This is a genomic window from Kitasatospora sp. NPDC092286 (genome assembly GCF_044755565.1).
Lineage (GTDB): Bacteria > Actinomycetota > Actinomycetes > Streptomycetales > Streptomycetaceae > Kitasatospora.
In genome coordinates this window covers 59,025-73,119 of the sequence record NZ_JBIVRD010000041.1, presented here as the reverse complement: position 1 = coordinate 73,119, position 14,095 = coordinate 59,025, and the positions used below count along the sequence as shown (strand labels likewise).

The window sequence follows — 14,095 nt, the reverse complement described above, 5'->3', positions numbered from 1 at the left end:
ACGCCGCCGAACAATTATTCCAGAGAACCCCCACCCGATTCCGGGTGGGGGTTCTCTGCGTTTACGGCCGTGTATTGCTGTGTATTTACGGCATCGCGCGCGGGGCACGGCGGCAGCGGGGGTGGTGCTAAGTCCACCTCGGAACTGGGGTAGGACGGCCAGTGCCTCGGGCCGGCGGTGCAGGGAACACTGAGTCAGGACGATCGGTACCGGCATCAGGAGCACCCGTGACAACAGCGAGCCGAATGAGCGGCACGACGATGCGCGCCCAGACCGAGGCGGCCTTCCTGTCAGGTCGCCGGGCGCTGGCCCGGCTGGCACTGCTGGCGGTGGTGACGGTGCCGGCCATCGCGGTGCCGCTGGCGACGGCGCTGCTGGTGGGCGGGGCGGTCGCGTCGATCCTGCAGTACTACCTTCCGGCGGCGGTCCTGGTCGGTGTGCTGGTGGGGACGACCGCGGGGCTTGCGGCCGGCGGCCTGTTCGTCCGGCGCACGGCGAACCGGACGCGTGCTCAGCTGGAGCGCTGGTACGGCATCCGGCTGCCCGTCGAGTACGGCCCCCGGCCGGCGCTGGAGCTGGACGAGCGCGGTTACTGGTGGACCGGGTACTCGTATCACCGGTCCCACGCCGTGGCGAAGGTCGGGCAGCTGTTGCACTGGGCGGCCCGGGACCGGGCGACGCGCGCCGAGATCGGCTGGCTGGTGGTCAACCCGCTCGCGGCGGCCGCCCTGGCGGGCCCGGTGGCCGCTCTGCTCCTGATCGGTGCCGGCTACACCGTCGCGCAGCCGGTCTTCATGAACGGATTCGGGCCGTTGCCCCCGACGCTCGTCGGTCTCCTGGTGAACTCCGTGCTGGGGATCGCGCTGATCGTGCTCGGTGTGCTGGTGGCGCCGTACGCGGTGCGGGCCTACGCGGAGCTGGCGCGCAGGGTCCTGGACCAGGACGGGTGGTCCTCGCACGCCCAGCTCGCCAAGCGGGTGGCGGAGCTGACCGAGACCCGGGCGGACGCGGTGGGCAGCCAGGCGGCCGAGCTGCGGCGGATCGAGCGGGACCTGCACGACGGTGCGCAGGCCCGGCTGGTCGCGATCGGAATGACCCTGGGCACGATCGAGCACCTGATGGACACCGACCCGGCCGCCGCCCGGGAGCTTCTCTCGGAGGCCCGGCAGTCCTCCGCGCGAGCGCTCCAGGAACTGCGCGACCTGGTCCGCGGCATCCACCCGCCGGTGCTCGCGGAGCGCGGACTGGGTGATGCCGTCCGGGCGCTGGCGCTGGACAGCGCGCTGCCGACCGAGGTCTGCGTGAGCCTGCCGGACCGCCCGCCGGCGCCGGTCGAGGCGGCTCTGTACTTCAGCATCAGCGAGCTGCTGGCCAACGCCGCCAAGCACTCGGCCGCGGAGCAGGTCTGGGTGGACATCCTGTACCGGGCCGGCACACTGCGGATCACGGTGACGGACGACGGCATCGGCGTGGCGGACCCCACCCGGGGTACCGGCCTTCGCGGGATTGAACGGCGATTGGGTACCTTCGACGGTGTCCTCGCCATCGACAGCACGTCGGGCGGTCCGACCACAATCACCCTGGAGCTGCCGTGCGAGTTGTCCTCGCCGAGGACCTCTACCTCCTTCGCGAAGGCCTGATCCGGCTGCTGGAAGCGCACGGCTTCACCATCGCGGCCGCCGTCGAGACCGGCCCTGAGCTGCTGGACGCGCTGCTGACGCACCGTCCCGACGTGGCGGTGGTCGATGTGCGGCTGCCGCCGACGCTCACCGACGAGGGACTGCAGGCCGCGCTCAGCGCGCGCCGGGAGATCCCGGGCCTGCCGGTGCTGGTGCTGTCGCAGCACGTCCAGCAGCTGTACGCACGGGAGTTGCTGGCGGACGGCACCGGTGGGATCGGGTACCTGCTGAAGGACCGGGTGTTCAATGCCGGCCAGTTCATCGACGCGGTCCGCCGGGTGGCGGACGGCGGTACGGCGATGGACCCGGACGTGATCGCGAAGCTGATGCAGAGCACCGCCCGCCGCCCCGGTCCGCTCCAGCGCCTGTCGCCGCGCGAGCGGGAGGTGCTGGAGCTGATGGCGGAGGGCTGTTCCAACTCGGCCATCGCGGGCCGACTGGTGGTCAGCGACGGCGCGGTGGCCAAGCACATCGCCAATATCTTCACCAAGCTCGAACTCGCCCCGGCCGACGACGCGAACCGCCGGGTGCTCGCCGTGCTGGCCTATCTCAACGGAACGGTGGAGCGGAGCGGCTGACACCCCACCGGGTCCGCGTCCCCCGCGTGCGGCGGGCAGTGACACCCCGGGCTGCGAGAACGCTGAAACAGGTGTGCGAGTAAACTCCGGGGGGCCGAGCCCGGAGGTTGCTCAGCCGTCCGGCGCCCCGACACGTGGGAATCGGCAGCCGAGGCAGCGTACGGCAGCAGCCGACATCCAGGGGTTGATAGACGTAATGGCACGCCCATCGCTCACCAAGGCCCATCGGGTCCTGCTCGGCCTGGTCGCGGCAGGGGCCTGCCTGATCTCGGGCATCGGTTTCGCGGGCTCGTACAACGCGGTGCGGGACCTGGCGGAGGAGAAAGGTTTCGGCACCTTCTCCTACGCGTTCCCCATCGGCGTGGACGCCGGTATCGTCGTCCTGCTCGCGCTGGACCTGGTCCTGACCTGGCTGCGGATCCCCTTCCCACTGCTGCGGCAGACCGCCTGGCTGCTGACGGTCGCCACCATCGCCTTCAACGCGGCCGCCTCCTGGGGCGATCCGCTGGGGATGGGCATGCACGCGGTCATCCCGGTGCTCTTCGTGGTCGTCGTCGAGGCCTCCCGGCACGCCGTCGGCCGGATCGCCGCGATCACCGCGGACCGCCACATGGAGTCCGTCCGGCTGATGCGCTGGGTGCTGTCGCCGGTGCCGACCTTCCGGCTCTGGCGACGGATGAAGCTCTGGGAGCTGCGCTCCTACGACGAGGTCGTCCGGCTGGAGCAGAACCGGCTGGTCTACCGGGCCCAGCTGCGCTTCCGCTACGGGCGCGGCTGGCGCCGTTCGGCGCCGATCCAGGCGCTGCTGCCGCTCAAGCTGGCCAAGTACGGGGTGCCGCTCGACCCGGCGGTACTCGACCGGCTGGACGACGAGACGCGCGAGGCCCGTGAGGCCAGGGAGCTGGCCGAGGGCCGTCCGGTGGCCGCGGCCATCCCATCGGGCGCCGCCGCCGACACCCAGCCGCAGCCCGGGCCCTCTTCCCCGGAGCAGCAGTCCCAGCCCCAGCCCCAGCCCCAGCCCCAGCCCCGACCTCAGACCCAGTCCCAGCACCCCGAGCCCGAACCGGCTCCGGCCGCCGTCGCGGCGGTGCCCGCCGAGGTGGCCGCGCCGGTGCTCGCCAAGCTCGCCGCGGTACGGCTGCGCGCCGCCCAGGAGCCGGCCGGGGACGCGGAGCAGGCACCGCCGCCGCCGAGGGAGGAGCTGAACGTCTGGACCGAGCGTCCGGTGCGGACCACCGGTCACCAGGACGACGGCACGACGGGCGGCCGGGTGCCGGGCCAGGCCTCCCCGTGGTTCAAGCCGCCGCGCCCGTCGACCCCGCTGCCCGTCCAGCAGGGGGTGGCGCAGGCCGACACCGCCACCCACGGCCACCCGGACGACGCCGAGTACGCCGACTTCCCGCAGGAGCCCGTGCTCCCGCAGGGTCCCGGCTCTCCCGAGGACACCGATCACCCGCGGCAGCCGGGCCACCCGGAGGACTCCGCGCCGCGCACCGTGCCGTCCCGGCTCGACCCCGAGCTGTGCTTCGAGGCACTGGTGACGTACATCGACACCTTCGAGCACCATCCCGACCCGCAGCGCCTCGCGGACTGGCTGACCAGGGAGTACGGCGTGACCGGCACCCGTCCGGACGGTTCGGTGAACCCGAAGGACGTCGCCGAGCTCTTCCCCGAGCTGCGCGACCGCTACGCCGCCGCCGGGAGGGAGTGACGCGTCGCGGCCGCCCGTCCCCCGCGGGCCATTGACGCCCGACTCCGGCGGGGCTACCTTCGCCGCAACAAATTGTTGAACTGATGGTTCGGCATGGAGGAGCGCGGATGTCGCAGGTCGCGGCGGACGGTCAGGGGCCGGTGGGCGGAGCCTCGTTCTCCCGCGCCGCCCGGGCCGCCGTGGAGGCGCTGCTCGCCCCGGTCGACGCCGACCTGACGCGTCGCTACCCGGGCGACCCCGGTACCCGGCAGCCGGTCCACACCGTCTACGTCCCGGCCGACGCCTTCACCGCCGGCACCGTCCGCGACTGGGGCCGCCAGGCCCTGGAGGCCTTCGACACCCACGCCGGCACCCCGGCCGAGCTGGCCCGGGCGCTCGGTGTACCGGACGACGCCCTGCTCGCGGACGTGCACGCCCGGGTCCGGGCCAAGCTGGTGCGGGAACCGGTCGAGGACCTGCGGATCGACTTCGAGGACGGCTACGGGCCGCGGCCCGACGCCGAGGAGGACGCGGCCGCCGTCCGCGCCGCCGGGCTGGTCACCGCCGCCGTGGCGGACGGCGGCGCGCCGCCGTACCTCGGCATCCGGATCAAGTGCCTTGAGGCGGCCGTCCGTGACCGCGGCATCCGCACCCTGGAGCTGTTCCTCGCCACCCTGCTGGCCGGCGGCGGTCTGCCCGACGGCCTGGTCCTCACCCTCCCCAAGGTGACGTACGCCGAGCAGGTCACCGCGCTGGTCCGGCTGCTGGAGGACTTCGAGCGCGGCGCCGGCCTGCCGGCCGGGCGGCTCGGCTTCGAGATCCAGATCGAGACCACCCAGGCCGTCCTGGGCCCCGACGGCCGGGCCACGGTCGCCCGGATGATCGAGGCCGCCGAGGGCCGAGCCACCGGTCTGCACTACGGGACCTTCGACTACAGCGCCTCCTGCGGGGTCGGCGCCGCCCACCAGAGCCTGGACCACCCGGTCGCCGACCACGCGAAGGCGGTGATGCAGGTGGCCGCGGCCGGTACCGGCGTCCGGCTCTCCGACGGTTCGACCAACGTCGTGCCGACCGGCTCCACCGCCCGCGTGCACGCCGCCTGGAAGCTCCACCACGACCTGGTCCGCCGCTCGCTGGCCCGCGCGTACTACCAGGGCTGGGACATGCACCCGGCGCACCTGCCGACCCGCTACGCGGCCGTGTACTCCTTCTACCGCGAGGGTCTGGCGGCCGCCGCCGCCCGGCTGGCCGCCTACGTCGCCCGGACGGGCGGCGAGGTGCTGGACGAGCCCGCGACCGCCCGGGCGCTCAGCGGCCATCTGCTGCGCGGTCTGGACTGCGGCGCGGTCGACCCGGCCGAGGTCACCTCGCTGACCGGCCTGGACCGCATCCGGCTGGAGACCCTGGCCGGCCGCTGACCGGCCGACCCGCCGTCGACACGGCTTAGGCTGGCGGTACCGCCCGGACGTACCCGGCCGGTACCGCCAGCCTTCGTCGTCTCCGGGAGAACCACCGCGCCATGTCCGCCACGCCGGAGCCGACCCCCAGGACGTACCTCACCATCCGGCGCGACGGCAGCCACGAGACCGAGATCAAGAAGTCCCGGTTCATCTGCCATCTCGCCCGGGTCGCCGACGAGGAGGAGGCACAGGCGTTCATCGCCGGCATCCGCAAGCGGTACTGGGACGCCCGGCACAACTGCACCGCCTTCGTGGTCGGCGACGATCAGCGGCGCGAGCGCTCCAGCGACGACGGCGAGCCGGGCGGCACGGCCGGCGTGCCCATGCTGGAGGTGCTGCGCCGGCGCGGGCTGACCGACACGGTGGCCGTGGTGACCAGGTACTTCGGCGGGATCAAGCTCGGTGCGGGCGGCCTGGTGCGGGCCTACGGCAACGCGGTGTCGGCGGCGGTGGACGAGGTGGGCCTGCTGGAGCGGCGGCCGGTGGCGCTGCTGGCGGTGACGGCCGGGCACACCCGGGCCGGCCGGGTGGAGAACGACCTGCGGGCGGCCGGGTACACGGTGCGCGACCTGGCGTACGAGGCGGCCGGGGTGCGGATCGAGGTCGGCGTGCCGGAGCCCGAGGTGGCGGACTTCCACACCTGGCTGGCCGAGGCGACCGGCGGTACGGCGGTTGCGGTGGCGGCGGGCCGGACGTATGTCGAGGTGCCGGTCTGAACGTCGGACCCGTCGAACCGTCGGGTCCGTCGAATCCGACGGATCCGACCGGCGCGATGGTTTCGGACAGACTTTCGGACAGATCGGGGCCGGCTGGTTTCGACTGGCCGTCGCGGTTGCCTAGCCTGGTCCGACCGCCGATCAGGAAGCCGACCGAGATGACCCTCGTTCAGACCATCACCCTGCCCCCGGGGGCCAGCACCGGCTGGCACTACCATCCGGGCCGGGTCGAGGTGGTGGTGCTGTCCGGGACGTTGACCCGGACGCTGTACGACGGGCGGGTCGAGGTCACCCGTGCCGGGGGCTCGCTGGTCGAGGAGGCCGGCTCGGTCCACATCCACGTGGGCCGCAACCACGGGAGCGTTCCCGTGGTGCTGATCGCCAGCTACGACACCCCGGCGGGCTGCCCGCTGGCCGTGCCGGTGGCGGAGCCGGCGTGGAGCCGCAGCGGTACCGGGCCCGTCGGCACCTGAGCCGACCGCTCCCTGGGTTGCCCCCTGAACCGGCCCGCTGAGCCGGACGGCGACCGAAGCAGATGACGGCCCGTTCCGGCGGGCCGCTTGAGCAGATTCACTCGAACGTATTGACGTGGCCCGGAGTTGGAACTTCCGCTCCGGGCTGTGGCGTTTCCTGGGCAAGGATCCGGCCGAACCGGACGAAATGACCTCATCGATGGAGGACGAGAGACCCCACCCCGCACCACGGAGGTATGCGCATGACCTCGGACCGCTTCCCGTCGCCCGCCCGAGCCGAGCTGTTCGCCCCCCGGGGGCCCGCGACGCCCTACCGGATGACCGTCACCACCGCGCTCCCGCACGCCGATGCCGTCGCCCTGGCCGACCAGGGCCTGGGCGCCTGGCTGAAACAGGAAGGCTGCGAGGAGCCCCCGCCGGCCGTCCGGGAGCCCGTCGGCCCCGACACCCCTGACGCCCCGGACACCCCCGCCGAGCGCCTGCGGCTGGGTGACCGTGTCCTGCTCGACCGCGACCACGGCCCGCTGCGCGGCGGCCCGGGCACCGGCCGGTACCACCGCCGCCGGCTGCGCACCCCGGCGCCGCACGGCACCCACCAGCTCACCCTCACCATAGCGACCGGGGCCGAGGGCCCCACCTGGGTCCGGCTGGAGGCCGAGACGCACACCACCGGAAGCGGTGTGCGGACACCCTGCCGAGTGCCCGTGCCCGAGCTCGCCCGTACCCTGCTGCCCCTGCTCGACGCCACCGACGGCCCGGCCGCCGTCCACCTCTCCCCGCAGGTGCTGACCGCGGGCCAGGTCGGCGGCCTGATCGACGAACTCTGCGACCCGGAGCGCCGGCTGCCCACCGTGGTCGCCAGCGTCCCGGTCAACCTCGGGCTCGACCAGTGGCTCGCCGATGTCGTCCGCCCGCTCTGTCACCAGCTGCCCGGCCTCGCGACCGCCTACGTCCTGGACCCGGGCGCCCGCACCGAGTTCAACGTCGCCCTGGAGTACCACACCGTGTACGGCGGGGCGGTGCGCACCTACCTGCCCGAGGTCGACCCGGCCTCCCGGCAGGACGGCGCCCGGCACCCGGTACTGGCCCGTCAGCGGATAGAGGAGGACATCCGCCGCGCGGCCGGGCTGCTGGCCCGCGAGCCGCGCCGGCTCGCCGCCGAACAGCCGCTGCCGCCACCGCTGGCCGCCGTCCCGGTGCTCCGCGTGGCCCCGCCCTCCGGGGCGCGGGCGGACGCCGACCGGGCCGCTGCCGACGCCCGGGCCGAGCTGGCGGCGCTCGTCCGTGAGGAACGGCAGGACCGCGCCGAGCAGCAGGCCAGAGCCGACGAGCTGGAGCTGGTACGGCACAGCCTGCGCCGTGAGCGCCGCCGCGACCGCCGGCGGCCGGCGCCGGGTGACGAACAGGCCGGGGCACGCCACGGCGGTGCCCCAGTGCGGGGGATGACCGGCCGGCTCTGCGCCGGCCCCGGCGGTGCGGTCCTGCCCACCATGCCCGGCGGGCACTCCGGTCCGGTCGGCCCGGCCGGTTCCCCCAGCCACTGGATCGACGCCCCCGGGACGTTCACCGAGCTGATGACCAGACTGGGCGAGTTCCCGCTGCTCTCCTTCACGGGGGACCAGAAGACCACGCTCGCCCTCGACGGACTGCAGTGCGCCGGGGCCTCCTGGGCCCGGCTCACCTGGGACGGCCTGACGGCCCTCCAGGAGTACGCCGAAGCGGCGGTGCGCGGCGAGGCGGGCGGCGACTTCAAGCAGTGGTGCGAACGCACCCCGGCCGGCTGCCACCGCTTCCCGCCCCGCAAGGCGGTGCGCGGGGAGTCCCGGACGGTGTTCAGCCACACCAAGTGGAAACGGGAGCGGATGCTGCCGGTACCGGAGTGCGTGGACGTCTCCCGGCGTGCCTTCATGGGCGCACACCTGAGGATCGGCGGCGGTCGCACCGCACCCCGGCTGCACTACCTCGACGACTGCTCGGGCAGTGGCCGGATCTATGTCGGCTACATCGGTCTGCACCTGACCAACACCCGGACCAACTGAGAGGCTTGGCTGCCCGGTGCGCCCGTTCGGTGGACAATGTCCCGCAGGGGCAGGGCCGCGGGGTCGCCGGCCGCCCCGGGCAGGCGCCGGACGAGCATGGGGGAACGACGACCGATGCAGTACTCAGCAGACGGCCAGTCCGACGGCACCGCCACCGTTCCCGTGCCCCAACCGGGCTTTCTGGCCTCGGTCTTCCGTGATCTCGGCGCCGACGGGCCGGGCGGCGGCGAGGGGGACGCCGACGCCGGCGGTCGCAGCGGTGGCCGGGCCGACAGCCATGGCGGTGGTGGCGGTGGTGGCGGTGGTGACGGACCGTCCGGGGAGGGCGTGGACGAGTCCGTCGCCGCCCACGCCCGGGCCGCCGCCCTGACCCACCACCGCACGCTCGCCGTCCGGACCGAGCGTGAGCGGCTGGCCGACCTGCTGCGGCGGGCCGCGCTGCCGGTCTCGGCCATGGACTTCGAGAGCCAGCTGCGCCGCTACGAGCCACGTCCCTACCGGGCGGCCGGCCCGGAGGCGGAGGCCGACGGCGCCGAGCCGCGCTGGGCCGACTTCGCTCCCACCGAGCCGCCCGCGACCGACCCCGACGCGGCGCCGACCCGCCGCCTGCTCGACTCCGGTTACCAGCGCGAACTGGCCCAGGCCCGGCTGGCCCACCAGCGCGCCCTGCGGGAGTGGCGCACCCGGCAGGCCGAGGCCGGCAGCCCGGCCGCGGACGAGTCCCGGCGGGTCCACGAGGAGGCCGAGCAGGCCAGAGCGCGCGCGGTGCGTGAGTACAACCAGACCCTGGAGGAGTGCCGGCGGGCGTACCGGCTGGCCGAGCCGGCCGCCGTGGAGTCTCTGCTGGAGCGAGCGCTGGCCGCCGCCGAGACGGCCACCCAGGACCTCCCCGCGCCCTGCCGGGCCGTCTTCCGCCCGCTCACCCGCACCGCCGTGCTCGACCTCGACCTGCCGCCGCTCGACCTGGTGCCGTCGCTGACCGGCTACCGGCTCGGCGCGGACGGCGACATCCTGCCGGTGCCGCGCCCGCCGGCCGACCGGGCCACCGACTACCTCCGGCTGGTGGCCCGGCTGGCACTACGCGCGCTGCAGGCCGCCGACGCCGTCGACACCGACGAGATACTGGCCGGGGTGGTGCTCAACGGCTGGCTGCGCGACCCCGGCGGGGCGGAGCCGCTCTGCCTGGTGAGCGTGGACGCCGACCGGGACGCGCTGGCCAGGACCAGACTGCTGCCGCCCGCCGCCCCCTACGAGGAGCACGACGGCGAGGGCGTGTACGCGGACGCCGAACAGGACGAGGCGCTGGTCCGGCTGCGCCAGCTCGGCGCCGCCGTCACCCCTGATCCCTACGCCCGGGCGGGCGTCGAACCGGCCGCCGTGGCGGGGGCCACGGTGCCGTCCGCGCCGGACCTCTCGGCGAACGAGTTCGCCCAGCTGGTCCGCGAACTGCTCACCCGCGGCGGGCTGGCGCAGTGGAGCGTACGGCTGCGCGGCCCGGCCGGGCTGGTGGCCACCGGCGAGGGGGCACCGGACAGCGCGCTGCCCGGGCGCTGGGTGGTCTGGGCCTCCCGGGGGCCCGGGCCGGTGGGGGAGGAGGAGATCAGGACGCTGGCGGAGGCGGTCCGCGAGGAGTCCGCCGAACGCGGCCTGCGCCTGACGACCGGCCGCTTCACCGACGAGGCCCTCGACCTCTCCGGGGAGGACGGACACCAGCACATCCACCTGGTCGACGGCGAGGGCGTGCGCGAACTCGCCTGTACCCACCTCGGCCTGCCGCTCGCCGTCGGCCGGTAGACCGGCGGCGCCCGCCGGGCCGGACACCGTGGTGCCTCACCCCGTCGGCCCGTCCGACGGGCGCCGGGCCGGGAGCGGCGTGACGCTGGGGGCGCGGGTGCCGGGCTGACCGGGCCCGGCCGGGCGGCGGCGCCCCGGGCAGCGGCCCGCATGGCCCGGCCGAGGGGTTGCCCGGCACCGGTCGGTGGTCGGCCCGGACCCGGGCGGGACGCGGGGGAGGCGGGATGGGCGCGGTACCCGGTACAGCGGTACCCGGTACGGGGGAGCGGCGGTGACCGCCGTCCTGGTCGCCGCCGGGGCGTTCCTGATGACGCTGATCGGCGGTTACGTCGCCCAGCGCACCGGTGACCGGCGCCATCTGGTGCTCGGCTTCGCCGCCGGGCTGATGCTCGGCGTGGTGGCCTTCGACCTTCTGCCGGAGTCACTGCACGAGGCGCCGGCCGAGATCCACGGAGTGCCCCAGGCCCTGCTGATGTTCGCGGCCGGGTTCCTGACCATCCATGTCATCGAGCGCGCGGTCGCCATCCACCGCGGCCACGAGGGCGAGTACGCCGCCCACACCCACGGCCACCACCACGTCCAGGACCAGGTGACCACCGCCTCCGGCAACGGCTACCAGGGCGTCGGAGTGACCGCCGCGCTGGCCCTGGTCGGGCACAGCGTGATGGACGGCTTCGCGATCGGCGCGGCGTTCCAGGCCGGGACCACGGTCGGGACGGTGGTCGCCATCGCCGTGGTCGCGCACGACTTCGCCGACGGCTTCAACACGTACACGATCACCCGGCTGTACGGGAACGACCGGCGGCGGGCGCTGACGCTGCTCGCGGCGGACGCGCTCGCCCCGGTGACGGGCGCCGCGATCACCCTGCTCTTCACCATCCCCCACCACCTGCTCGGCCTCTACCTGGGCTTCTTCGCGGGCTTCCTGCTCTATCTGGCGACCTCCGACATCCTCCCCGAGGCGCACAGCCCGCACCCCTCCCGCAGCACCCTGCTCTGCACCCTCGTCGGGGTGGGCTTCATGTGGCTGGTGATCGGCCTCGCCGGATAGGGCCGGTCCGGCGGATCTCCGCCGGGCCCGCCCCGACCGGCCGGTCAGCAGGCCGGGGCGGACCACCGCTCCCGCATCGCGGTCAGCGCCTCGGTGATCGCCGGGCGCCGGGAGGCCTGGGTGCGCCAGAGGGCGAACACCCGGCGGGCGGGCTCCGGTACCACCGGCCGGGAGACCACCCCGGGCGGGAGGGCGCCCCGGCCGAGCCGCGGTACCAGGCCCATGCCCAGGCCCGCCGCGATCAGCGCGATCTGGGTCTCGAACTCGCCGACCTGGTACCGCACATCGGGCTCCTCGCCGGCCTCGCGCAGGGTGCGAACCAGCCAGTCGTGGCAGATGTTGCCCGGTGGCACGCTGATCCAGCGCTGCCCGCAGAGCCGCCGCACCGGCACCACGGCCGACCCGGCCAGCGGATCCCCGGCGGGCAGCAGCAGATCCACCGGGTCCGCGCCGAGGTCCATCCGGGAGAGCCCTTCCTGCACCGGCAGCGGCACGGTCGGCCAGTCCTGGACCAGCGCCAGGTCCACCTCGCCCCGCGCCACCAGCTCGGCCGCCGGGTACGGATCGCTCTCCAGCAGCCGGACGTCCAGCTCGGGGCAGCGCGCGCGCAGGTCGGCGAGCACGCCCGGCATCAGCCCCCGCGCGCCGGTGGCGAAGGCGGCGACCAGCAGCCGTCCGACCGCCTGGCCGCGCTGCTCCTCCAGCCGTACCTCGGCCCGCTCCACCAGCCCCAGCACCGCCTGCGCGGTGGCGGCCAGCTCGCGGGCGGCGTCGGTCAGCACCACGCCGCGGCCCTGACGCTCCAGCAGCACCGTCCTGGTCTCGCGCTCCAGCTTGGCGATCTGCTGCGAGACCGCCGACGGGGTGAAACCGAGCGAGGCCGCCGCTCCGCCGACCGAACCGTGCACGGCCACCGCGTGCAGTGCCCGCAGGCGCCCCAGATCCATCATGCAGCAATGTTAAACGGTTACCTTCAGAACTCATCGCTGGTGCTACACGATTTCGGCGGCCATGCTCGACCCATGACCACCGCACCCGCCGCCCCGGGCGGCAGCATGAGCCCGCGTCACATCGCCCTGGCCGTGCTGGTGGCCGCCGTCTGGGGCCTCAACTTCGTCCTCATCCACGTCGGCCTGGAGAACTTCCCGCCGCTGCTCTTCTGCGCCCTGCGGTTCGCCGTCGTGGCCGTCCCCGCGGTCTTCTTCGTCGGCCCGCCCAAGGTGGCCCGGCGGTGGGTCCTCGCGGTCGGCCTCACGCTCGGGGTGGTCAAGTTCGGCCTGCTCTTCCTGGGCATGCACGCCGGGATGCCCGCCGGGCTCTCCTCCCTGGTCCTCCAGGGCCAGGCCGTCTTCACCGCGCTGTTCGCCGCCGTCCTGCTGCGGGAACGGCCCGGCGGGCAGCGGCTGGCCGGACTGGCGGTCGCCTTCGCCGGCATCGGCCTCAGCGCGGTCGACCGCGGCCTCGGCGGCCCGCTCGGCGCCTTCGTCCTGGTCGTCCTCGCCGCGCTGGCCTGGGGGCTCTCCAATGTGCTGACCCGCCGGGCCGCGCCGCCGGACGCCCTGCGCTGGATGGTCTGGGTCAGCGCCGTTCCGCCGCTGCCGCTGCTGGGGCTCTCCCTGCTGGTCGAGGGCCCGGCCGCCGACCTGCGGGCGCTGCGCGACATCACCCCCGCCGGCCTGGGCGCGATCGGGTACGTCGGGCTGGTCTCCACTCTGTTCGGCTTCGTCGCCTGGAGCTTCCTGCTGCGCAGCTACGACGCCACCGCCGTCGCGCCCTACTCGCTCCTGGTCCCGGTGTTCGGGATGTCCTCGGCCTGGCTGCTGCTCGGCGAGCGGGTCGGCCCGCTCGCCGCCGGCGCCGCGCTGCTGGTGATCGCCGGGATCGGGATCACCGCGCTGCGCCCGGGGGCGCTGTCCGCCGTGGTGGCGTGGCGGCCGCGTAGCGGCTCTCGGCGGAGCGCAGCACTCGCAGCAGCACGTCCTGGTCGGCGGGGCTGACCTGGCCGAAGTACTCCTGCGCCACCTCGTGCCGGACCTGCCCGATCCGCTCCACCGCCGACCGGCCGGCCTCGGTCAGCAGGATCCGGACGGCGCGTCGGTCGGCCGGGTCCGGGCTGCGTTCGACCAGGCCCGCCTCCTCCAGCGCGTCGACCACGGTGGTGGCCGAGCGGGGGGCGATGTGCAGCCGGTCCGCGAGGTCGCTCAGCCGCATCGCCCGGTCCGGCAGCTCGCAGCCGGGTGCGTGGGCGAGGGTGCGCAGGGCGCGGCCCTGACCGGGGGTGATGCCGTAGGGCTCCAGTCGCTCGCTGGTGCGGCGCCGGATCCGTTTGATCGCCCGGGTCATCGCGTCGGCGAGCTCGGCGGCGGTGTCCTGCGGGGCCGGCGCCGGGGCGTCCGGCGGGTCCGGGGTGGGGGAGGAGCTCGCCGCGTCGTCGGTCGGCGTGGTGGTCATGGGCGGTCTCCTCGGCAGGTGTCCGCCCCAGGGTATCGGCCGGTTCCGGCCGTGGGGCGGGGGCGTGGACCGGCCCCGGGCGCGCGGATCCGGAAAGATGTTGAGCAAGGCTCAGTATCTGGGTTAGCGTAGCCCCGAGTGAGGGCACCCTAAGTTCCCTCCCA

Annotated in this window: 12 protein-coding genes; 10 read left to right on the top strand and 2 right to left on the bottom strand. The window is 74.6% G+C overall.

All coding sequences use genetic code 11. The features are described from left to right. Positions 1 to 227: 227 nt before the first annotated feature. The 9 genes from ACIQIB_RS31760 to ACIQIB_RS31720 all read left to right on the top strand — a co-directional run bounded on the left by ACIQIB_RS31760 (position 228) and on the right by ACIQIB_RS31720 (position 11,480). Positions 228 to 1,640, top strand: a complete 1,413-nt coding sequence (locus ACIQIB_RS31760) for a sensor histidine kinase (RefSeq protein WP_400762190.1) — start codon at positions 228 to 230, stop codon at positions 1,638 to 1,640. Next, on the top strand, positions 1,592 to 2,257 hold the full coding sequence (locus tag ACIQIB_RS31755; protein WP_363611132.1) for a response regulator transcription factor: 666 nt from the start codon (positions 1,592 to 1,594) through the stop codon (positions 2,255 to 2,257). Before ACIQIB_RS31760 ends, ACIQIB_RS31755 begins: the two co-directional genes overlap by 49 nt. Before the next feature lie 196 nt (positions 2,258 to 2,453). Next, the gene (locus ACIQIB_RS31750) at positions 2,454 to 3,968 is read left to right on the top strand and encodes a DUF2637 domain-containing protein (RefSeq protein ID WP_400762188.1); all 1,515 of its coding nucleotides are present in this window, start codon (positions 2,454 to 2,456) and stop codon (positions 3,966 to 3,968) included. Between the two features lie 107 nt (positions 3,969 to 4,075). Further along, the gene (locus ACIQIB_RS31745; RefSeq protein WP_400762186.1) at positions 4,076 to 5,365 is read left to right on the top strand and encodes a DUF6986 family protein; all 1,290 of its coding nucleotides are present in this window, start codon (positions 4,076 to 4,078) and stop codon (positions 5,363 to 5,365) included. Positions 5,366 to 5,466: 101 nt separating this feature from the next. Further along, positions 5,467 to 6,123 carry a YigZ family protein gene (locus ACIQIB_RS31740; protein ID WP_400762184.1) on the top strand — a complete coding sequence of 219 codons (657 nt, stop codon included), beginning with the start codon at positions 5,467 to 5,469 and terminating at the stop codon, positions 6,121 to 6,123. Positions 6,124 to 6,281: 158 nt separating this feature from the next. Further along, positions 6,282 to 6,596: a cupin domain-containing protein gene (locus tag ACIQIB_RS31735; protein ID WP_363611140.1), complete on the top strand. Its 315-nt coding sequence runs from the start codon at positions 6,282 to 6,284 to the stop codon at positions 6,594 to 6,596. 242 nt (positions 6,597 to 6,838) lie between these two features. Beyond that, on the top strand, positions 6,839 to 8,635 hold the full coding sequence (locus tag ACIQIB_RS31730) for a hypothetical protein (RefSeq protein ID WP_363611142.1): 1,797 nt from the start codon (positions 6,839 to 6,841) through the stop codon (positions 8,633 to 8,635). A gap of 114 nt (positions 8,636 to 8,749) precedes the next feature. After that, complete coding sequence (locus ACIQIB_RS31725; protein WP_400762181.1) at positions 8,750 to 10,429, top strand: restriction endonuclease; 1,680 nt, start codon at positions 8,750 to 8,752, stop codon at positions 10,427 to 10,429. Between the two features lie 307 nt (positions 10,430 to 10,736). Beyond that, the gene (locus ACIQIB_RS31720) at positions 10,737 to 11,480 is read left to right on the top strand and encodes a ZIP family metal transporter (protein ID WP_400659129.1); all 744 of its coding nucleotides are present in this window, start codon (positions 10,737 to 10,739) and stop codon (positions 11,478 to 11,480) included. A 44-nt stretch (positions 11,481 to 11,524) separates the two neighbouring features. Here ACIQIB_RS31720 and ACIQIB_RS31715 read toward each other — a convergent pair whose 3' ends face one another. After that, the gene (locus ACIQIB_RS31715; protein WP_400659072.1) at positions 11,525 to 12,430 is read right to left on the bottom strand and encodes a LysR family transcriptional regulator; all 906 of its coding nucleotides are present in this window, start codon (positions 12,428 to 12,430) and stop codon (positions 11,525 to 11,527) included. A gap of 105 nt (positions 12,431 to 12,535) precedes the next feature. On the opposite strand from ACIQIB_RS31715, the gene ACIQIB_RS31710 reads away from it, so the two are divergent. Continuing rightward, positions 12,536 to 13,477 carry an EamA family transporter gene (locus ACIQIB_RS31710; RefSeq protein WP_400659131.1) on the top strand — a complete coding sequence of 314 codons (942 nt, stop codon included), beginning with the start codon at positions 12,536 to 12,538 and terminating at the stop codon, positions 13,475 to 13,477. Here ACIQIB_RS31710 and ACIQIB_RS31705 read toward each other — a convergent pair. Continuing rightward, positions 13,368 to 13,931 carry a MarR family transcriptional regulator gene (locus tag ACIQIB_RS31705; RefSeq protein ID WP_363611150.1) on the bottom strand — a complete coding sequence of 188 codons (564 nt, stop codon included), beginning with the start codon at positions 13,929 to 13,931 and terminating at the stop codon, positions 13,368 to 13,370. The genes ACIQIB_RS31710 and ACIQIB_RS31705 overlap by 110 nt on opposite strands. Positions 13,932 to 14,095 lie beyond the last annotated feature (164 nt).

Bases quoted from the DNA above. Each gene is read 5' to 3' on its own strand.
- ACIQIB_RS31750 (WP_400762188.1), top strand. From the start codon at position 2,454: ATGGCACGCCCATCGCTCACCAAGGCCCATCGGGTCCTGCTCGGCCTG.
- ACIQIB_RS31745 (WP_400762186.1), top strand. From the start codon at position 4,076: ATGTCGCAGGTCGCGGCGGACGGTCAGGGGCCGGTGGGCGGAGCCTCG.
- ACIQIB_RS31740 (WP_400762184.1), top strand. From the start codon at position 5,467: ATGTCCGCCACGCCGGAGCCGACCCCCAGGACGTACCTCACCATCCGG.
- ACIQIB_RS31735 (WP_363611140.1), top strand. From the start codon at position 6,282: ATGACCCTCGTTCAGACCATCACCCTGCCCCCGGGGGCCAGCACCGGC.
- ACIQIB_RS31730 (WP_363611142.1), top strand. From the start codon at position 6,839: ATGACCTCGGACCGCTTCCCGTCGCCCGCCCGAGCCGAGCTGTTCGCC.
- ACIQIB_RS31725 (WP_400762181.1), top strand. From the start codon at position 8,750: ATGCAGTACTCAGCAGACGGCCAGTCCGACGGCACCGCCACCGTTCCC.
- ACIQIB_RS31720 (WP_400659129.1), top strand. From the start codon at position 10,737: ATGACGCTGATCGGCGGTTACGTCGCCCAGCGCACCGGTGACCGGCGC.
- ACIQIB_RS31715 (WP_400659072.1), bottom strand. From the start codon at position 12,430: ATGATGGATCTGGGGCGCCTGCGGGCACTGCACGCGGTGGCCGTGCAC.
- ACIQIB_RS31710 (WP_400659131.1), top strand. From the start codon at position 12,536: ATGAGCCCGCGTCACATCGCCCTGGCCGTGCTGGTGGCCGCCGTCTGG.
- ACIQIB_RS31705 (WP_363611150.1), bottom strand. From the start codon at position 13,931: ATGACCACCACGCCGACCGACGACGCGGCGAGCTCCTCCCCCACCCCG.